The sequence below is a fragment of the Nocardia sp. NPDC003999 genome (assembly GCF_053604885.1).
Map to the genome: position 1 here is coordinate 457549 of NZ_JBSGIB010000003.1, position 19414 is coordinate 476962.

Genomic DNA, 19414 nt, shown 5'->3' on the forward strand with positions numbered 1-19414 from the left:
CAGGCGTTTCGTCAGGTCCGCGATGACCGGCCGTGGAAACGCGCCACGGCTGCGGCGCGGCCGTGCACGCAGGGTCGGCGCGCACAGCCGGTGATCGGTCAGCCGACTTGCGCCCGGTACGGAAGGCCGCGACGACGCCGCCGTCCACGAGCAGGTCGGTGCCGGTGATGAAACCGGCATCGGGGCCGAGCAGGAACGCCGTGGCCGCGGCGATGTCGTCGGGCATGCGAGGCGCCCGACCTCGTCCGCCGGGGTTGCGGCCAGCGCGTGCTCGTGGCACCCGACCGCCTCCGAAGCGATTGTGACCTCTGCTACAGATCCGGCCATGACCGGACATGCATGTCCGGTTATATTACTGTCCCGTAGCGGCCATGGTGGGCCGCGCGAGATCCGAGCTCGCGTCTGATCTTCGAGGGTGTGTGATGTCAGCAATTTCGCGCCGGTCACTGTTGACCGGAGCAGCCGCGGCGGGCGGTCTCGTGGTCGCCTCCCGCTACGCGAACACGACGAGTCCGATCGCCGCGCGGGTGAACAGCGTTCCGCTCACCCGCGAGGAGCATCGGGTGGTCGTCATCGGATCGGGGTTCGGCGGTGGCGTCACCGCCCTGCGCCTGGCCGAGGCCGGAGTTCGGGTCCTGGTGCTCGAACGTGGTCTGCGCTGGCGGACGGGCCCGAACGCGGAGACCTTCCCGCGCGCTTCGGCGCTGGACAAGCGGGTGCTCTGGTACAAGTCCAGCCCCGTATTGTTCGGCAAGCCGATGGTCTTCGAGCCGTACACCGGACTCGTCGAGGCGGTGCCGGGTACCAACATGACCGCGCTGTGCGCGGCGGGTGTGGGCGGGGGATCGCTGGTCTATCAAGGGATGTCCCTGCAACCGACGCGGGAGGTGTTCGATACCCACTTCCCCGAGGCCTTGGACTGGCCGACGATGAATAGGGTGCACTACCCGCGGGTGGCAGGCATGCTCGGCTTGGCCGTCGCCCCGGACGAGTTGATCGCCAGTCCCAACTACGCGGCCGCGCGGGTCTTCGCCGACCGTGTGCGCCGCGCCGGGCTTCCGCTGTCGAAGATCCCGATGCCCATCGACTGGAACTTCGCCCTGGCCGAACTGCGGGGCGAGATGAAGCCCTCCTACACCAACGGCGACGGCGCCATGGGGGTGAACAACGGCGGCAAGCATTCGGTCGACGTCACCTACATCGCCGCCGCCGAGGCGACCGGCCTGGTGACGGTCGAGCCGCTGCACCAGGTCACCGATGTCGAGCGTGCCGCCGACGGCAAGTGGATCGTCCACGTCGAGCGCCTGGACACCAGCGGCGCCGTACTGGAGAACAAGATCATCACCGCCGGTGCGCTGGTGCTGGCTGCCGGAAGCCTCAACACCACAAGACTGCTGGTGCGCGCCTCGGCGAAAGGCCTGATCCGCGATATGCCCGACGGACTCGGCCAAGGCTGGGGCACCAACGCCGACCGCATCTACCTGTGGACCGATCCGACCGCGAGTTTCGGTGCGGAGCAGGGGGGCCCAGTGGTCTACGGCAGCAAGAACTGGTCCGACCCGCACTCCGCTCACACCCTGATCCAGGCGTCCATCCCGCCCATGGGCGCCGATGCCAACAGCACCATGATGGTCGGGTACGGCATCAGCGACGGTCGTGGGCACTTCGTCTACGACGCGGCCCGCGACGACGCGATTCTGCAGTGGCCGCAGGACGGTGACAGCTACATCCAGGACAACTACATCGGTCCCGCGGCCCACCGGATCGCCGGTCCGGCAGGCATTCTCACCGACACCAACCTCCTGTTCCCGTCGACCTGGCACCCCTTGGGTGGTGCGAGTATGGGAGCCGTCTGTGATCTGGAGGGCCGGGTGCACGGCCAGCGGGGCCTGTACGTGCTCGACGGTGCTCTCATGCCCGGGAACACCGCGGCGTGCAACCCGTCGATGACGATTGCCGCTGTTGCCGAGCGCGCTTTGGACACCTTGGTGGCCGATGACGTCGGCACGGTCATCTGACCGTTGCCGCCGGGCCCAGGGCCGTGGTCAAGCGTCGGGCAGCACCGGGCGCACCGCCGTGGCCTCGGGGCCGCGCTTGCGCATGGCGGCGGTGAACACCACTGGCTGACCCGCGTACAGCGCTTTGTATCCCGTGGTCTCGATGCTGGTGTACTCGACGAAAACCGGCGTGGGATCGTCTTCGGGCTGTAGAAACCCGAAGCCCTTCTCGATGTTGAACCAGACCACCGTGCCGCGGCGCCAGTATTCCGCCGCGGCACGGGGGCGGTAGGGCTGTTCGGTCACGAAAGTCAAGGATAGAGGCCGGATCACGCGGCGCTGCGGCGCACCGGATCGGAATGCATGATCCGCCGCCACCAAGCGTCCAGCGGACTGGGGTCGGGCCAGACGATCGCGGCGTCGGTCTCGGTCGCGGTGAGCATGGGGTCGGGTGGATCGGTGGCTGCCATAATCGGATGCTCCATCGAGTACGCTCCGTTCGCACGAAAACGCTTGTGCGACAACATCTTCCATATTTCGGCGAGAGGCGGGCCCGGTATTCCGGGCCCGCCCGAAAAAGCGGGAATGACACTCTTCACAGATTTGACTCCGATATCACTGGCTGCGACATCACCTCGCTTTCGATTGTGCGGGAATCTTGCGGTTTACGCGGCTTCTCAGACGTCGATCGCCTTGTGCCCGTTACCGCGGCCGATTTCGATCTTGCGTGGCTTGGCCTTCTCTGCCACGGGAATCGTGAGGCGGAGAACGCCGTCGGTGTAGTCGGCGCGAATCTTGTCGGTGTCGAGGTTCTCGCCCAGGAACAGTTGACGGCTGAACACGCCGCGAGAGCGTTCCGCGGCGATCATCTCCCGGCCCGAGTCCAGTTCGGGACGACGCGCGCGTACCGTCACCACATTGCGCTCGATGTCCAGGTCCAGGGATTCGGGATCGATACCGGGCAGGTCGAACTCCACGACGAACTCCTCGCCGGCGCGCCAGGCATCCATCGGCATCACCGCGGGGTGCGCCTTCGTGCCGAACACCTGCTGCGTCAGACGGTCCAGATCGCGGAACGGATCGGTGCGCATCAGCATGGTCGCCACCTCCAACTCACTCCATTCTCCATAGTAGGGGCCAGATAACCTCTGTTGTCTGGCATAGATTTTTTGTACCACCGGAGAAAGTTGAGCGCAAGGCGCTAAACTAGGAAATCTGTCGGCCGAAGTGAAGTGAGGATGGATGGCGCAGGAGAGGGGCGACTCGGTGCATCTGCCGGATCCCGACCGAGCGGTGTACGGGATTTCGGTCGCTGCCGAACTGGCTGGAATCGGGGTGCAGACGCTCCGGCTCTACGAGCGTCACGGATTGCTGACCCCTGCGCGCAGCGACGGGGGCACACGCCGCTACAGCGGCGACGATCTGGCCCGGCTGCGGCGAATCACCGACTTGGTCGCCACGGGAGCGAACCTGGCCGGCATCCGCCGCATCCTCGACTTGGAGGACGCGAACGCCGACCTGCACGCGGACAACGACCGGCTGCACGCGGACAACGACCGGTTGCAGGCCGACAACGTCCGTCTGCGAGACGCGCGGAACCATCCGCCCGGTGGCGCGTAGGTTCGGGACTATGCCGAAAAGGGTGTGCGCAGATCGACCACCGTGCCGGTATCGCCGGCGGTCACGGTGACCTCTGGAATGAGTGCGCGGATCAGTGGCATGCCCCGACCCCGCAGCGAATCGGCTTGCGGATCAGGTTGTTTCCATCGGCCGCTGTCAGAAATGGTCACCCGGAGTTCGTCGCCGTCGACCGACGCGCGCAAGCGGACCACGCCGCCGTCGCCTTCATGGCCGTGCTCGACGGCGTTGGTACACGCCTCACCGACGGCGAGCAGCACGTCGTAGGCCGGGGCCGCGGCCATGCCGCACTGGGTGAGCCAATCCTGCAAGGTATGCCGGACGGTAGCCAATTGCACCGCCTCGGCGGGGAAGTCCAGCTCCAGCGGCGTCACGGCGTTGGGTAGGGGAACCCGCTCGCCCGCGCTCACGAGCGCGTACCAGCCGCCGGGATCGCAGTGTGTCTGTCGCGGCCCGGTTTTCCCGTCGTCGTGCCTCGCCGATAGCGTCGATGCGCCGTCACCTCGTTACCTCCCTATCGGGGATCGGTGCGCTGTACTCGCCACGCCGAGCACGTGGACCGCCGTCGAGCTCGGCTGTCGTGTTCGCCGTGGATGTGCCGTTCTCCCCGAAGCTATACCCAGTTGATCATTCCTCATGCAAGGCGGTCCCGTCGGTGAGAACCACCGGCACCGGCACCGCGGCGAACGTCATCACAGCATTTGGCGCGGCAGTCGGACGACCTGGACGAAGAACTCGTCGATCTGTTTGATGGCGGCGACGAACTGGTCGAGGTCCACCGGCTTGGTGACGTACGCGTTCGCGTGCAGCCGGTAACTGCGCAGTATGTCCTCCTCGGCCGCGGAGGTGGTGAGCACGACCACCGGGATGTGCGACAGATCAGGGTCGGCTTTGATCTTCTCCAGCACCTGCCTGCCGTCGTACTTGGGCAGGTTCAGGTCGAGCAGGATCAGATCAGGCCGCGGAGCGTCCGCGTGCCGTCCTTGGCGGTAGAGGAATTCGAGCGCCTCCTCGCCGTCCCTGGCGACGTGCAAGGTGTTGCCGATCTTGTTGTCCTCGAAGGCTTCTCGCGTCATCAGCTCGTCGCCAGGGTCGTCTTCCACGAGCAGGATGTCGATGGGCTGGCCGGGATCGGTCATGCGGTGGCTCCTTCAGGGGCGGGTACGTCGGCGGTGCGGACGGTGAGGTCGGCTTCGGCGGTGCGCAGGGTGAAGTAGAAGCGAGCGCCCGCGGTGTACTCGGTGTCGATCCAGATCCGGCCGCCGTGATACTCCACGATCTTCTTGCAGACAGCCAGCCCGATACCGGTTCCGCTGTACTCCTCACGATTGTGCAGCCGCTGGAAGATGACGAACACCTTCTCGGCGAATTCGGGCGCGATACCGATGCCGTTGTCCGAGATCGACAGCAGCCAGCCGCTGCCGTTCTCGGTCGGTTCGCAGGTGATCTCGATCCGCGGTGCGCGGTCGGGCTCGCGGAACTTGATGGCGTTGGCGATCAGGTTCTGCCACAGCATGGTCAGCAGGGTCGGATCGCCGATGATCTCGGGCAGCTCGTCGGGCCGCTGGATGCTCGCGGTGGTGTCGTCGATCACCGCGGAGAGATTGGTCAGGGCCTTGTCCAAGGCCGGGCCGAGGCCGGTGGGTTCGGTGCGGTCGGTGACGCGGCCGACGCGGGAGAAGGTGAGCAGGTCGTTGATCAGCACCTGCATCCGCTTGGCGCCGTCGACGGCGAAGTCGATGTACTGCTTGCCGCGCTCGTCGAGCTTGTCGCCGTAGCGCTTCTCCAGCAACTGGCAGAACGACGCAACCTTGCGCAGCGGCTCCTGCAGGTCGTGCGAGGCGACATAGGCGAACTGCTCCAGCTCGGCGTTGGACCGGCGCAGTTCCACGGCCTGCAGGTCCAGATCCGTCTTCTGCTCCGCGAGCACCGCTTCCTTGGCGCGGGAGGAATCCAGCTCGGCGACGATGCGGCGGCGCATGCTCTCCACCGCGTTCGCGACGGTCACCAGGTCTGCGGGGCCGTGGGCGTCGATGTGATGATCGAAGTCGCCGCCCGCCACCCGCAGCGACGCATCCGTCAAGGACCCGAGGGGACGGACGATCAAGCGCCGGATCAGCACGGTCAGCAGGACACCGGTCAACAGGAACGCCACGACCATCCCGGCCAGCACGGCGTCCCGGACCGCGCGAGTGTGGGTCAGCTCGTCTTCGTCATGCGCGATGGTCGCCGCGAGACTGCTGTTCTGGGTGTCGAAACGTGTCCGGAGGTCGTCGAACAGCGGTTTACCGCGGACCGGCGTGGTGGGGTCGGTGCCGAGGGGTGATCCAGAGGCCAACCCCGCGACCAGCGGCTCCGCGTACTCGCCGCGCCACCGCTGTGCGGCCTGCTCCACGGCGTCGAGCTCGTCGAGCAGCGGCTCTCGATCGGCCAGCAGCTCGCGCAGGCGGGTCGCCGACTGCGCCTCGTCCCGGGTGCCGTCCCGGTAGGGCTGGAGGAACTGCGGGTCGGCGGTGATCCGGTAGCCGCGCAGACCGGTCTCCTGGTTAACCAGGGCACTCTGTAACCGGTAGGCTTCGGCCGCCGCGGGCAACGTCCTGTCGACGAGCCGATCGGTCACGCGGTTGGCCTGCGCGATCACCTGGGCTCCTGCCACGGTGCCGATGATCACCACCAGCACCATCGCGGCCAGTACCAGTTGGAACCAGGCCTGGGCGGTCAATCGTGCGCTGAGCGGCGCTCGACCGGTCGTCATCGTCATCGGTCCTGTCCTTGCCCGTCGCCGTTCCATCCCAGATACAGAATGGCGACATCGTCGTCCAATCCGCCGGACGCACCCGCCAGCGCCTCCACGCGACCGATCAGCTCGTCGACGAACCAGTCGGGATCCGCGGCTCGCACGGCGCGCGCGACCTCCATCAGCCCTTGCTCACCGAGTCGTTCCCGGTCGGTCCCGGCGTACCCTTCGAACAGGCCGTCGGTGAACACCATCAGCCCGGAGCCCAGCGGCAGCTCCAGATCGTGGACGGGCCACTCGGCGCGACCGGGCAGAAAGCCGAGGGCGGGCCCGCCGGGGACCTCGACCCAGGTCAATCCGGAAGCCGAGCGCAGCAGCATCCCCGGGTGCCCGGCCCGCAGCACCTGGGCGCGGCGGTCGCCGGGATACAACACCAGGCTCGTGACCGTCGCGAAAGTCTGCTTGCCGGTGCGTTCGGCCAGCAACACTTGCTCGAGCAGCCGCAGTTGCCGGGCGCCGGTGACGCCGCTCAACACCAGGGTGCGCCAGGCCAGGCGCAGTGCCACGCCGGTCGCCGCCTCGTCCGGGCCGTGGCCCGACACGTCGCCGATGACGGCGTGCACCGTGCCGTCCGCGTCCTGCACGACGTCGTAGAAATCGCCGCCGAGCAGTGAATGGGCCCGGCCGGGACGGTAGCGCGCCACGACGTCGACCACCCGCTGTCCCCGCAACAGCGGGGTGGGCAGCAGGCCGCGCTCCAGCCGCGCGTTCTCCTGCGCGCGCATATTGCTCGCCTGCAGGGCCGCGCTGGTGCGCTCGGCCTGCTTGCGCTGGATCGCGTACCGCACGGCGCGCCCGAACAGCTCCGGCTCGACCCGGCCTTTGACCAGATAGTCCTGAGCTCCCGCCGCGACCGCGGCCAACCCGGTCTGCTCCTGATCGAGCCCGGTCATCACCACGATCGCGACCTGGTCGGTGTGCCTGCGGATGCGCTCCACCGCCTCGAGCCCGTTTGCATCGGGCAGATGCAGGTCCAGCAGCACACAGTCGGGCTCGGCGGAGGCGAGGTGCTCGGCGGCCTCCGCCAGCGACCGGACCCAGTCCAGTCGCAGGCCCGGCGCGCCGTCCACGACCAGTTCCTCCACCAGCAGCGCATCCCCCGGGTCGTCCTCGATCAAGAGCACCGAAGGTTGCTGCCACGGCCAATCCGCGCCGACCATCACCTCGGGATCGTCGTCTGTCCCGTCACGCCGCACGGACACCGCCGGTCGTGGGTCCGGTTGCGACGGAACGACTGACAGCACTGATGCCGTCGTCGGCGAACACCGACAACCCGGCCTCCGATCCCCAATGGCGGCACCAGCGCACGCCTACTGTCTCAGCGGCCGCTTGCTGGACCGAGAGGCAGGCAAGATCGTATCCGATCCGCTACCCGACCGAGACATGACGGTGTTCACCTGGGCAGAAGCGGAGGCTGGGCGCGAAGGGGGCCGGAAGATCAGACCATGGTGCCCGTCAGTCGTGCGGTGCTCCGCTCGTCGTCCCTGGTCGCGCCGTCGCGGCGCGGGGAGCGGACTTCCGCCAAGCTTCGTGCGACGACCGTGGCATGGACCGCGATGACGGCAAGGGAAGCCGAGCCGATCACAGCAAGAAGCACAACCACGACAGATACCGGTCCTTTCGGGTGCGAGCGGGCCGGTTGCCCGCTCGATCGAGTGCCGAGTTCGCGTCCACCGATCCCGGCGGGCGCGTGCTCCGCCTCCAACGTGCCCGCGTCGCTCCGGACCAAACACACCGATGCGGCGGCGCGAACGGGTCGCGCGATCACGCGAGGACGACCTCGGCCGTCGCGCGACCGAAGATCTTGTGGCCGTCGTGCTCGGCGGTGATCGCGACGGTGGCGGTGCGCGTGTCCGCGTCCAGGTGTTTCACCCGGCCCGAGAACTCGATCCGGCCTCCGGTCGCGCCGACGTGCACCGGATTGGTCAGCCGGACGTTGTAGGAGCGCAGGGCCCCGGGGTCGCCCAGCCACGAAGTGAGCAAATCCACACTGAGCCCGATGGTGAACATGCCCTGCGCGACAACCGTTCCCATTCCCATCTTGGCCGCCGCCTCGGTGCTCCAATGGATGGGGTTCGGGTCGCCCGCCACTCCGGCGTAATTGACCAGATCGCCTTGGCTGACCGTGAGTGTGCGTGGGGGAAGTTCCGCTCCCGTACGCACGGCTTCGAACCGCCGTCCCCGCGGGTTCGCCGATGTGACGGGCGTCTCGCGGGCGGGCTCGCTGCCGTTCCCCACGCGGCGCGGGTCGGGGACACGGCGCTGCTGCCGGGCCTCCGGGCGTACTCCGTGCATCACCACCGCGTCCAACCAGTCAGGCAAGGCCTCGTCGGCCCGCCCGACCAAGCTGGTCCGAGACGTGAGGACCGGCCGATCATCCTGGTCCAGGATGGTCTGGCGCAGGACGATGAGGTCGCCGCCGAACGCGTGCCGGAACGAGTCCAGGGACATCTCGAAACAGATCCGGTCGCCGGCCAGGAGCGGACGGTGGAATTCGATCATCTGGTCGGTCTGGATGGTCCGGCTCAGGTCGTAGCCGGGCAGGATCGTGTCGAACACCTCGGCATAGGCGAGATACCCGGGCACCGCGCCGAAGGTCGGCGGAGCGACCAGGTTGCCGTAGCCGAGGTCGGCAGCGGCGTCCTCCGACCAGTGCGCCGGGTGCTGATTGCGCACCGCGCGGGCGTACTCACGGATCTTCTCGCGGGCGACCTCGTAGTGATCGCCGCTGCGATACCGGCGCCCGACCATAGCGGCGGGCACCGCGGCGTCGGCCGCGTCGTTCGCACTCGATGTAGCAGGGATTCTGGACATCGCGGGGGAATCTACCCAAGGAGAGCCGAATTTCCGGTCAGCCCGCATCGCACGCCGTTTCGCGGCCGGAGACGTCCGCGGACCGGGTCGCCTCGCTCGCCGATCGTGGCGGTTCAGCACAGATTCCGCTCGGCGGCCACCACCACGGCGGCGGCCTCGTCCACCGATTGGTGCGCGCTCACCCGCACGACGATGTCGGCTTCGGGCGTTCCCGCCGCCAATTCCCGGCACACCGCGTAGCCCAGATCGAGCAGCGCCGCGGTCACGCCGTCGCCCGCGGTCCGCACCCCGAGCCGCTGTAGATCGGCGAAATAGCCTTTGGTGGCACCGCGCGGCGCGTGCGCCCGCGCTTCGGCGACGATGAACGCCGCCGCGACCGCGGAGACGGACAACGCGCAGACGACCAGCACCCCGCACAGCGCGAGCTTCATTTCGTTTCCCATCGAAATAATTTGTGGTCGGACGGAATTCGGCATGCGACAGCCGACGCAGCCTAGCCGGGCGCCGGTCGCCTCGCGAAAGAGCCCCCGTGCCGGTCGTGCGCGTACCGAACGCGCGCCGCCGGTGGCGCGGCCCCGGTCGCTCGTCGTCGCGGAAGGCCTGGTCAGCGCTAGTTTGAGCAGTGGTCCCCTGGGAAGTCGATCGACAGGACCGACGGGACGGGTATCGGCCTTCGGCTGGCCGCGGCGGCGATGCCGTTCGTCGAGCGCGGGAGCCTACCCGCAAACCCCGTCGCGGTCGTGAAGCGATCGCGCCGCTCGTCTCTGCGGTCTCGTCGCCGGCCTCCTGCCCGCGGCTCGTAGGAGAGGAGAGAGATGTCTGGCCCGAACTACACCACCGATGACGCCGGGATCCCGGTCCCCAGCGACGAGCATTCACTGACCGCCGGCCCGGATGGGCCGATCTTGCTGCAGGACTGGTATCTGATCGAGAAGATGGCGGCGTTCAATCGGGAACGGGTGCCCGAGCGCCAGCCGCACGCGAAGGGCGGCGGCGCGTTCGGCGTCTTCGAGGTCACCCACGACGTGAGTGCCTACACCATGGCCGAGGTTTTCCAACCGGGGAAGAAGACGGAGATGCTGGCCCGCTTCTCCACCGTCGCTGGAGAGCGCGGCAGCCCCGACACCTGGCGCGATCCGCGCGGGTTCGCGCTGAAGTTCTACACCGAGCAGGGCAACTTCGACATGGTCGCCAACAACACGCCGATCTTCTTCGTGCGCGACCCGATGAAGTTCCAGGACTTCATCCGTTCCCAGAAGCGCCGCGCCGACAACAATCTGCGCGACCACGACATGCAATGGGACTTCTGGACGCTGTCGCCGGAATCCGCGCACCAGGTGACCTGGTTGATGGGTGACCGCGGTATCCCGCGCACGTGGCGGCACATGAACGGATACTCCAGCCACACCTACATGTGGGTGAACGCCTCCGGGGAACGGTTCTGGGTCAAGTACCACTTCAAGACCGATCAAGGTATCGAGTTCTTCACCCAGGACGAAGGCGATCAGATGGCGGCGATGGACACCGACTATCACACCCGCGATCTGTGGGAATCCATCGAAGGCGGCGATTTCCCGAGTTGGACGTTGAAGATGCAGATCATGCCGTTCGACGAGGCGAAGTCATACCGGTTCAACCCCTTCGACCTGACCAAGGTCTGGCCGCACGGCGACTATCCGCTGATCGACGTCGGCAGGATGACGCTCGACCGCAATCCGGCGGATTACCATACCGAGATCGAGCAGGCGGCGTTCGAGCCGAGCAGTTCGGTACCCGGCACCGGGCCGAGCCCGGACAAGATGCTGATGGCCCGCTGGTTCTCCTACCCCGACGCGCACCGGCACCGCATCGGCGCCAATTACAAAGAGCTCCCGGTCAATACGCCGCACGCCACCACCGTCCGCTCGTACAGCAAGGACGGCGCGCTGCGTCACCACAACCCGGGCGATCCGGTGTACGTGCCGAACTCGAAGGGCGGCCCGCACGCCGATCCCGCCGTCGCTGGTCCGCCCGCGACGTGGCACACCGACGGAGAACTCGTGCGCTCGGCCTACACGCTGCACCGGGACGACGACGATTGGGGCCAGGCGGGCACCATGGTCCGCGACGTGCTCGACGACGCGGCACGGCAGCGGCTGGTGGACAACATCGTCGGGCACCTGCTGAACGGCGTCAGCGCGCCGGTGCTGGACCGGGCATTCGAGTACTGGCGCAATGTCGACAAGAATCTCGGCGACCGGGTCGAGGCCGGGGTGCGCGCGAAACAGGACGAACTCGACCCCAAGGCGGCCGGGCAAGCAAATCCGGCTCGCTCGTCGGCGCAAGCGAAAGCCTGACGGACGCCAACAAGCGGCCGGTACCGACCGGCCGCTTGTTCGTTGTCTTTTCGTGATCATTTCGTCGTGTGTCCCGCGCCAGCTCTTCGAATGTGTGCGGGAGCATGACTCTCCGGATCCAGTGGACCGCAAGCACCGTGGTGTTTCGAACGAATTCGAGGCTCGGTGACGTCCCCGTGGTACCGGATGGGTCGTACCGGGCCGGCCGACGCAGATCGGAGGACCGCATCATGGCGTCTGACGCCGATATTCGACCTGATCAACGCGCACAACATAGTTCGTGGGCCGCCCGGACGATCGCCGCGGTATGTGCGGCCGCGGCAGCCGTGCTTCCCGCCGCCCCCGCCGTGGCGGAGCCGTCGTCCGTCGGCGAACCCGATCTCCCGCTGGAGGTTCCCATTCCCGGTGGATTCCGGGGTTTCTCCGAAATCCTGCGATTCGTTCCGCCCGCGCCGCCGGTGCCGCAGATGCCGCTCGGTCGACCTGTGCCGCACCACGGCGGGATATCGGCGCCGCATCAGGACGGTCGTTCGCTGCCACACCACGGCGGCGCGACCGGTCACACGGCGAAGGGATAGGTTCGGGCAGTTCCCCGGCACCTCCCATCGGGAGGTGCCGGCGAGCGGCTCCAGTGCGCGGGTCTCCTCGATGTGAATCAGCGCGTCGAACCGGTGGGCAATCCGTACTCGGAAGTAGTGACTGCGCCGCTCGGCTCGCGGCCGGTGGCGACGCCCGGTGTGGGCGTGGTCGCGCACACGATTCGGTCCAAGGCGCGACCCACTTCCTGGCACGTGGACTCGGAGCAGCGGGCACGGCCACCACGATTCGCGTCGGACCCGGTCGCCGCACCGCTCCGGCGCGGCGCGCATATTCGCGCCGTTAGCGACGTCGTCGACCAGGGGCATGGTCGTGCCCGCTACGTATCGCCCAATGGGTGCTGTCGGACGTATAGTGCGTCTTCAACCCGCGCATGGCCGGACGAAGGCGGAGGGTACGCCTAACTCGGTTCCATGCGCCCATGTCGAGCCGTCGACGCCCTGGACATCGCGGGTCGCATCGCCGCCATGTCGGCCGGAGCGCGGCGCGGCACGCGGGCTCTTCGCCTCGGAAGAGCGCGGAGAGCGAGTCCGATCCCGCAGCCGACCGCGATGGCGAACGCCGCCCATTCCGAGCCCGACACCACGGTGACCGGGCCCCAATCGTGCAGATGGTGCGGCGACACCATCGTCCAGTCGAACGACTCGGTGCGGGTGGGCGCCACGGTCGAGGGGCGCCACAGGATGGCGATCGCCAGAATGCTGCCCGCCGTTCGTGGCTGGATGCAGACCGCGCAATACCCCGCGACGACGGCGAGCGCGGCCGTGACCACGTTGCGCGTGCCACCTGGTGGGGCAACGGAGGCGAACAGCGCGACGGCCGCGAGCAAACCGGCGCCTATCCGGGGATTCGAGGGTCGGATTCGGGTTCCTACCACATACCCGAGCAGGATCAGGCCCAGCAGGAGCGGCACGCTCCATATCGGTCGCGGACCGTTGCCCACCGCGCTGCCTGTGGCGCTGAGCCCGACCGCGAGGTAGATCGCGATCCCGTCCCGGCGCGGTAGCAGCCAGGCGGCGAGGGTCGTGGCCAGCAGCGTGCACAGTGCCGTCACGATCAGCGCGAGACTGCCGTCGCCGTGACGGAAGCGCCACTCCGCGACGGCCAATTCGGTCAGCACGAGCACGATCGCGGCGATGACCGGGCTGAGCGGCAGTTCCGGATAGATCGGTTCCGGCGTGAAGCGGTGCCGGGTGACCACCTGGCACGTCAGGATGAGCCCGGCCACCGCCGCCAGCAACCACAGAGGTTGCGTTTCCAACACCGACCACACGTGTGGCTCGGCGGTCGCCCGATGCGGGTTGCCCAGCAGCCCCGACGCCTGCGAGAGCGTGATGACCACGAAGCAGCCGACAGCGCCGAGTACCAAGCCCGTCGCGGGCACGCGGCGGCCGAGTACTGCCACGCCCGTCGCGCCGAGCAGGATGCCGCTGCCGATCGCGTCGAGGTTGGCGGTGGTCGTCAGTACGTCGGGCGAGGCACTGTTCGCTTCGACCGTGTGTGTGACGAACAGCAGCGATGTCGCCGCCAGCGCGATCCACCACGCGGTACGTGCCCGCGCCAGACTGACCGCGACCACCGCGGTGACCGCCGCGACCAGCACACCGATCGCTGCCTCCCGCGGCACGCTCAACACCAATCGGTTCACCTGATAGGGCGTGCAATGACAGGTCCTGCCGAAGCTGAGCGGCACGACCAGCAACAGCCCGGCCACCGCGGCGGCCAGGAACGCGGTGACGCCTTCGAGTGCTTCACGCCAACGCACCACTTCACAGTCCTACCCAGCCGGGACGAACCGAACATCACCGGCGCCGCGCCGCGCTGAAACTGGTACCAGCAGCACCTGGATACTTGTGTCCCGGTACGGGATGATCTCTGGAATGACCGAAGTCGTCGATGTGCGAGCAGTGCGCAGGGCGCGCCGCGCGGAACTAGGAGCCTTCCTCAAATCCCGGCGAGCGCGTATCGCACCCGAGGATGTCGGCATCCCGACCGGAACGCGTCGACGTACACCGGGGCTCCGTCGCGAAGAAGTCGCCCAATTATCAGGAATCGGCGTGACCTGGTATACGTGGCTTGAGCAAGGTCGCGAAATCAATGTGAGTGTTCAGGTTCTGAATGCGGTGGCGCGGACTTTGTCGTTGGATGCGGCGGAGAAGGCGCATTTGTATCGGTTGGCGGATGTGCCGACGGTGCCTTTGGTGGATTCGGGGTCGGCGTTGCCGGAGGAGTTGCAGGTGATCTTGGATCATTTGGAGCCGTTGCCGGGGGTGGTGTTGAGTGCCAGGTATGACGTGTTGGCGCACAACTCCTCGTACGAGGCGTTGTGCCCGGGATTTCTGGCGGGGGAGCGGAATGTGGCGCGTCGCGTCTTCCTGACCCCGGAGTGCTGCAACGCCTACCGCCATAATTGGGATGATCTGCGGCGGATGGTGGGGTATCTGCGGGGCGCGTATGCGAAGAACTTGGGGGACCCGCAGTGGGAGGAGTTCATCGCGGAGTTGTGTGGGGAGAGTGAGAGTTTCGCGTCGTTGTGGGCGTTGAATGATGTGGCGGTGCCGGTGAGTCGGACGAAGGCGGTGCGGAATTTGGCGGTGGGGGAGTTGGAGATGTTTTTGACGAGTATGTCGTTGCCGTCGGTGCCGAATGCGTGGATGCAGGTGTATACGCCGGTGGATGAGGTGGCGTGGGGGAAGTTGCGGGCGTTGTTGGCGATGAGTGCGGAGGAGCGGTCGCGTCCGTGGGCGGAGCATCGGGAGATGTACCACGCTGCGGCGGGGTGAGGGCCAGGTTGATTCGGTGACGTGAACAATGATTGTGGCGCGTGGGTGCGCCGGATGCATGCTCGCCGAGGACAGCGCCCAGGTGCGCCCCCGTCGTCTTCGTGCACGGAGTCAGGGGCAAGTGCGGTGGGGTTGTCGCTCGGTCGCCGGAATCTAGGTTTCTGGCTCGTCGGTGTGATCTGTGGCGTAGCCGCCTTGCCACCATCGGCGCAGCACGGCGAGTTGACGCTCGGAGAGCGGACCGGAAAGCCGTTGGTGGACCTCGTTGATGTAGGCGAGTTCCTCGTCGGTCCATTCCCGCGAGTGATCGGTGTTCTCGCCCATGTCAGGCCTCCTGTGGGAGCTGCTGGTGAGAGGCCTGGGCCGCGGGAAAAGGGCGGACCGTGCACGCGAATCGGCCTGCCCTGAGCTGCTGGAGATACCAGCGTTCTGGCTTGCCCACTGCGCGCGCACCGACGGGCACCGGGTATGTCGCCTAGTGCGGAGCGCCGGGCGCGAGTGGGTCGAACTCAGGTATCGGTGTGTTCGATTCGCCGCTCACTTTCGACCTTTCGGGTTGTTCGGGCAGCCATCGAGATGCCGACCATGCACGGGCTGAGGCTGAAGATCTGCTCTGATTCTAAGTGCGCGTTCTGTCGACCTACCGGAATCGGCTGCTCGCAGCAGGGCGTAGACGACCGCCGCCAGTGCGATGCGCCGCAGATCTATCATGTGCATACTCAGATATGCGCATCTATCAATGTCATTGCAGTCAACCACCCCAGCGTGAACACGCAGTAGAAGCGGTGCTCGATGCGCTCGCTTCCGATCGGCTGAGATGTTGGTAGTCGAGGTGAGCCACCGAGCGGTCTGCCCATGTGGCCGTTACTCCGCCGGTATCGTTGCCGGTTCGGAGGCCTCTGGGAGCCCTCCGTGGCCGACCGTGCTGTGGCACGTTGCTGGGATCAGAGATGTGCGAGCTAGCCTCCGCGTGGGCATCCCCCATGAGGGAAATCTATTGCATGCGATTCATTCCCAGCGTGCAGAATGGCACGGGTCGGAACGGAATCCTGACACTGAAAGCCTCAGGAGCAAGAACCTGATCAGCGTGCTGGGCCGCTGCGAGTTCCGGACCGCGCCGCTGGCGGCCCGGTTCAGCCGCCGACAAGTGCGGTGCGGCACATGAAGTACCAGAAGCCTCGTTCGTATTGATCCGACGTTCGGTTCGGAACCCAGGTCAAGTCCGGGGGCGTGGTGTAGGTGGGGCGGTCACCGCTGATCTGGTTGGTGGTCAGGCGGTGAGGGCTGTGTTGGTGGTTTCCTCCTGTTGGTCTGGGTTGGTGTCGGTGGTGGCGCGGGATCGGGCCAGGACGTCGAGGCCGAGGTAGCGGCGGCCTTCGATCCATTCGTCGTGTTGTTCGGCCAGCACCGCGCCGACGAGACGGATGATCGCGGCGCGGTCGGGGAAGATGCCGACGACGTCGGTGCGGCGGCGGATTTCCTTGTTCAACCTCTCTTGGGGGTTGTTGGACCAGATCTGCTTGGGGAAGGCGGTGAACGCGAGCAGGTCGGCGGGGGCGGTATCGAGGTGGTCGGCGACTTTCGACAGCTTCTCGGCCAACGCGTCGAGCATCCGATCGTACTGAGCTGCAACCGATTGCGGGTCGGCCTGGTCGAAGACCGAGTGCAGCAGGGTGCGGACCCACGGCCACGAGGTCTTCGGTGTGACTGACATCAGGTTCACGGTGTAGTGGGTGTGGCAGCGCTGCCAGCTCGCGCCGGGCAGTGTCGCGCCGATCGCGGCGACCAATCCAGCATGTGCGTCGGAGGTGACCAGGCGTACTCCGGTCAGGCCGCGGGCGACCAGGTCCCGGAAGAACGCCAGCCAGCCGGCGCCGTCCTCGCCGGAGGTGACCTGGATACCGAGGATTTCGCGGTAGCCCTCGGCGTTCACGCCGGTCGCGATCAGGCAGTGGACGTTCACCACCCGTCCGTTCTCGCGCACCTTCAACACCATGGCGTCGGCGGCGACGAACGTGTACGGACCTTGATCCGGCGGGCGGGTGCGGAAAGCTTCGACCCGGGCGTCCAGGTCTCGGGCCATCATCGACACCTGGGATTTGGACAGGCTTGTGATCCCGAGGGATTCGACCAGTTTCTCCATCCTGCGTGTCGATACTCCAAGCAGGTCGCAGGTGGCGACCACGCTGGTGAGTGCGCGTTCGGCGCGTTTGCGTCGCTCCAACAGCCAGTCCGGGAAGTAGCTGCCCGATCGCAGTTCGGGGATCGCGACGTCCATGGTGCCGACCCTGGTGTCGAAATCACGATGCCGGTAGCCGTTGCGGGAGTTGACCCGCTCGCTGCTTCGTTCTCCGTAGCTGGCACCGCACACCGCGTCGGCTTCGGCACTCATCAACGACTGGATGAACGTCGAGAGCATGGTGCGCAGCAGGTCGGGGCTGGCGACGGCGAGTTGGTCAGACCACAACTTCGACGGGTCGATAGGCTCGACCGAGGTCATCGCGTGAACTTCTCCTTCGTTGAGCTTGGCGGTTCAAGAAGGATCACGCAGTGACCGCCCACTACCCGGCTACGACACGCTCACACGGTCGCTCCGAAGTCGCTGGTACACCACTCTGCCGGACGCAACCGCGGTCCCGGCGCGTAGTTCGCCCCGGGAGCGGCTCGCTTACCTGATGGATATGCGCGGACACGGGATCGAGCGGCTCGTCGGGCACAGCCCAGTTCGACACACCGCCTCACGGAAATGAACCGCCGAGCCGTGGTTTGCCCTCGCACCACCCTGCGACAAACGCCCTATTGCATCGGGTCTCATCCCGCGATCGACAGGCTCGACTGCTGCCCATCCAGCCATGCGACGAGGCGCGGCCAGGTGAGCATGAGATCGTGGCTCAGAAACACTTCGTTCTCCGTTGCGGTGATCACTCGTGCGCGCATGAGTTGGCGGAGCGCGGTGATCGCGCCGGTCGTGCCGGTCAGCGTCCGATCCAGCTCGTCCCGGGCAACCCGACGTCTGGTGTCGTCCGCGCCCTCCCGGCACGACACCAGGCTGAGAATCAGGCGCATAGCGTGCGGACGCTGGCTGAGCGACAGGCTATCCCACACCGTGTCCGCGGCTCGGTGGAGCACTCCTTCGATGCCGCCGATTCGTTGATAGCCCGCGACAGTCAGCCGCGTGCCTTCACGCTCGGGCCACAGCGCGCTCATTGACATCGACAGGATCGCCAGATTGCTCGCTCGGAAGCTGAGGTAGCTCCTGCGGGTCGGACTTCCGACGACGGCAGCGAGCAACAACTCCTCCAACCCCGACTCGATCGTTACGCCGCGCAGCCGTGCCGGTTCCGTGATCGCGGCGCGCAGTTCGTTGGGCTCCATGGCTTCCAGCAGATAGCTGCGGTGTGTCAGCGTATCGGCGAGCAGCGGGCACGCTTTGCTGATGCAGGTCCAATCGGGGCGTAGCGAGATCAGCACCACGGCAGTTTTGGTTGCGGCTGTCAGAAATCGGCGCATGGAATCGCGGGTTGCTTCTTTCAAGGTTGGCGAGAAATAGGACTCGAACCCGTCGATGATCAGCAGGGTGGTGGACTCGGGTCTTACGTCGAGTCGTTTCGAATCGGCGATGACGTCGCTCATGTCATGCGCGGTTATGTCGTTCAAGGACACTGTCCGAATTTGCCACTCGAGTGTTTGTGAGTTCTCCAGTGCGGGAACCAATCCCGCTTCGATCAGCGAAGTCTTTCCTACGCCTGCCGCACCGACCAGCGCGACTACTCGCTTCGGGTCAGCAGCGTCGGCGGCGGTGTGCAGGAGGGTTAGTAGTTCGCGGATCGCGTTCTGCCTGCCGGTGAATACCGCCGCGTTGTCTCGGGTGTAAGGCGCGGAACCGGGGAACGGCGACGTGGTGACGGTGACCGCCCGCCCTGCCTTGAGCGGCTGAGCGTCCAGCCAGAGTCTCTTCCAGAGCTTTACGTCCAGCAGATCCGCTGCGGTGGCACTGCGACGCCGACGAGTGCCACTCACGAGTTCGAGAAGTACTGGCGTGAAGGTCTCGAAGCGAGCCGGCAGCGTTCGTCCGGCCTTCCAGTCACTGATCCGCTGGGCTGATACCGGTCCGGCAACCCGCGTGCCCCTCGGTGACGCAACATGCCGTTGCGCGGCCGCGGCCAGCTGCCGGAGCGACGGGTTGCCCGCCGCCTCATACAGCTCACCGAGCCGACGCACGAACTCCGCGCGCGGTGTCTGTGTGATCTCGGTGCATCCTGCCCGGGAAGGAGCAGTTCTGGCCATATTCGGTTACCCCCGTTCGCGCATGACCGCCGCTGACGCAGCGGTCGATTCTCCCCGTCCTCATAACTAGAGACGCAGCGACAGCTCGCGTGGTTCCACGAGTTGTGCGCCGGATGTTCCAGGCTTCGCAAGCTGACGCCGACCGGACCGATCATCATCGGAGCT

At 66.7% G+C, this 19414-nt stretch carries 18 protein-coding genes and 2 pseudogenes; 4 read left to right on the forward strand and 16 right to left on the reverse strand.

All coding sequences use genetic code 11. From position 1 onward, the window contains the following. Positions 1 to 109: 109 nt before the first annotated feature. Positions 110 to 223: pseudogene (locus ACWESM_RS09660) on the reverse strand (SDR family oxidoreductase); the annotation flags it as partial. Between the two features lie 199 nt (positions 224 to 422). On the opposite strand from ACWESM_RS09660, the gene ACWESM_RS09665 reads away from it, so the two are divergent. Further along, on the forward strand, positions 423 to 2018 hold the full coding sequence (locus ACWESM_RS09665) for a GMC oxidoreductase (RefSeq protein ID WP_452491310.1): 1596 nt from the start codon (positions 423 to 425) through the stop codon (positions 2016 to 2018). 27 nt (positions 2019 to 2045) lie between these two features. Here ACWESM_RS09665 and ACWESM_RS09670 read toward each other — a convergent pair whose 3' ends face one another. From ACWESM_RS09670 to ACWESM_RS09680, 3 genes are all read right to left on the reverse strand, one after another. Beyond that, entirely contained in the window at positions 2046 to 2303 is a 258-nt protein-coding gene (locus tag ACWESM_RS09670) for a cold-shock protein (RefSeq protein WP_356962144.1), read from the reverse strand. A 23-nt stretch (positions 2304 to 2326) separates the two neighbouring features. Continuing rightward, on the reverse strand, positions 2327 to 2467 hold the full coding sequence (locus ACWESM_RS09675) for a hypothetical protein (protein ID WP_397278924.1): 141 nt from the start codon (positions 2465 to 2467) through the stop codon (positions 2327 to 2329). Between the two features lie 207 nt (positions 2468 to 2674). Next, positions 2675 to 3094: an Hsp20/alpha crystallin family protein gene (locus ACWESM_RS09680; protein WP_355080895.1), complete on the reverse strand. Its 420-nt coding sequence runs from the start codon at positions 3092 to 3094 to the stop codon at positions 2675 to 2677. A gap of 145 nt (positions 3095 to 3239) precedes the next feature. Between ACWESM_RS09680 and ACWESM_RS09685 the strand changes: the two genes are divergently transcribed. After that, a complete protein-coding gene (locus ACWESM_RS09685; protein ID WP_355080893.1) occupies positions 3240 to 3617 on the forward strand; it encodes a MerR family transcriptional regulator in 378 nt (125 codons plus the stop codon). A gap of 8 nt (positions 3618 to 3625) precedes the next feature. Here ACWESM_RS09685 and ACWESM_RS09690 read toward each other — a convergent pair whose 3' ends face one another. From ACWESM_RS09690 to ACWESM_RS09720, 7 genes are all read right to left on the reverse strand, one after another. Next, entirely contained in the window at positions 3626 to 4045 is a 420-nt protein-coding gene (locus ACWESM_RS09690; RefSeq protein ID WP_356962150.1) for an ATP-binding protein, read from the reverse strand. Between the two features lie 282 nt (positions 4046 to 4327). Continuing rightward, positions 4328 to 4774: a response regulator gene (locus ACWESM_RS09695; RefSeq protein WP_355080889.1), complete on the reverse strand. Its 447-nt coding sequence runs from the start codon at positions 4772 to 4774 to the stop codon at positions 4328 to 4330. Further along, positions 4771 to 6396, reverse strand: a complete 1626-nt coding sequence (locus tag ACWESM_RS09700; RefSeq protein ID WP_364428115.1) for a sensor histidine kinase — start codon at positions 6394 to 6396, stop codon at positions 4771 to 4773. Before ACWESM_RS09700 ends, ACWESM_RS09695 begins: the two co-directional genes overlap by 4 nt. Further along, on the reverse strand, positions 6393 to 7592 hold the full coding sequence (locus ACWESM_RS09705; RefSeq protein WP_364428565.1) for a PP2C family protein-serine/threonine phosphatase: 1200 nt from the start codon (positions 7590 to 7592) through the stop codon (positions 6393 to 6395). Before ACWESM_RS09705 ends, ACWESM_RS09700 begins: the two co-directional genes overlap by 4 nt. A gap of 278 nt (positions 7593 to 7870) precedes the next feature. Next, entirely contained in the window at positions 7871 to 8035 is a 165-nt protein-coding gene (locus ACWESM_RS09710) for a hypothetical protein (RefSeq protein ID WP_355080886.1), read from the reverse strand. A 161-nt stretch (positions 8036 to 8196) separates the two neighbouring features. Beyond that, positions 8197 to 9246, reverse strand: coding sequence for a fused (3R)-hydroxyacyl-ACP dehydratase subunits HadA/HadB (locus ACWESM_RS09715; RefSeq protein WP_452491311.1), 1050 nt, complete (start codon positions 9244 to 9246; stop codon positions 8197 to 8199). 113 nt (positions 9247 to 9359) lie between these two features. Further along, on the reverse strand, positions 9360 to 9689 hold the full coding sequence (locus tag ACWESM_RS09720; protein ID WP_364428108.1) for a DUF732 domain-containing protein: 330 nt from the start codon (positions 9687 to 9689) through the stop codon (positions 9360 to 9362). Between the two features lie 372 nt (positions 9690 to 10061). Here ACWESM_RS09720 and ACWESM_RS09725 point away from each other — a divergent pair, with 372 nt between their 5' ends. Beyond that, positions 10062 to 11582, forward strand: a complete 1521-nt coding sequence (locus ACWESM_RS09725) for a catalase (protein ID WP_452491312.1) — start codon at positions 10062 to 10064, stop codon at positions 11580 to 11582. 567 nt (positions 11583 to 12149) lie between these two features. Here the strand turns inward: ACWESM_RS09725 and ACWESM_RS09730 are convergent. Together ACWESM_RS09730 and ACWESM_RS09735 are read right to left on the reverse strand one after the other, a co-directional pair. Then, positions 12150 to 12301 (reverse strand): annotated as a pseudogene (locus ACWESM_RS09730) (hypothetical protein); the annotation flags it as partial. 278 nt (positions 12302 to 12579) lie between these two features. Then, positions 12580 to 13944 carry a hypothetical protein gene (locus tag ACWESM_RS09735; RefSeq protein ID WP_397278918.1) on the reverse strand — a complete coding sequence of 455 codons (1365 nt, stop codon included), beginning with the start codon at positions 13942 to 13944 and terminating at the stop codon, positions 12580 to 12582. A gap of 115 nt (positions 13945 to 14059) precedes the next feature. Between ACWESM_RS09735 and ACWESM_RS09740 the strand changes: the two genes are divergently transcribed. After that, positions 14060 to 14962, forward strand: coding sequence for a helix-turn-helix transcriptional regulator (locus ACWESM_RS09740; protein ID WP_452491313.1), 903 nt, complete (start codon positions 14060 to 14062; stop codon positions 14960 to 14962). A 153-nt stretch (positions 14963 to 15115) separates the two neighbouring features. On the opposite strand, the gene ACWESM_RS09745 is transcribed toward ACWESM_RS09740, so the two are convergent. From ACWESM_RS09745 to ACWESM_RS09755, 3 genes are all read right to left on the reverse strand, one after another. Continuing rightward, on the reverse strand, positions 15116 to 15286 hold the full coding sequence (locus ACWESM_RS09745) for a hypothetical protein (RefSeq protein ID WP_452491314.1): 171 nt from the start codon (positions 15284 to 15286) through the stop codon (positions 15116 to 15118). 946 nt (positions 15287 to 16232) lie between these two features. Continuing rightward, positions 16233 to 17462 (reverse strand): IS256 family transposase, encoded by a 1230-nt coding sequence (locus ACWESM_RS09750; RefSeq protein ID WP_452491315.1) that lies wholly within the window; start codon positions 17460 to 17462, stop codon positions 16233 to 16235. 311 nt (positions 17463 to 17773) lie between these two features. Then, positions 17774 to 19249, reverse strand: coding sequence for an nSTAND1 domain-containing NTPase (locus ACWESM_RS09755; protein ID WP_452491316.1), 1476 nt, complete (start codon positions 19247 to 19249; stop codon positions 17774 to 17776). Positions 19250 to 19414: the final 165 nt, after the last annotated feature.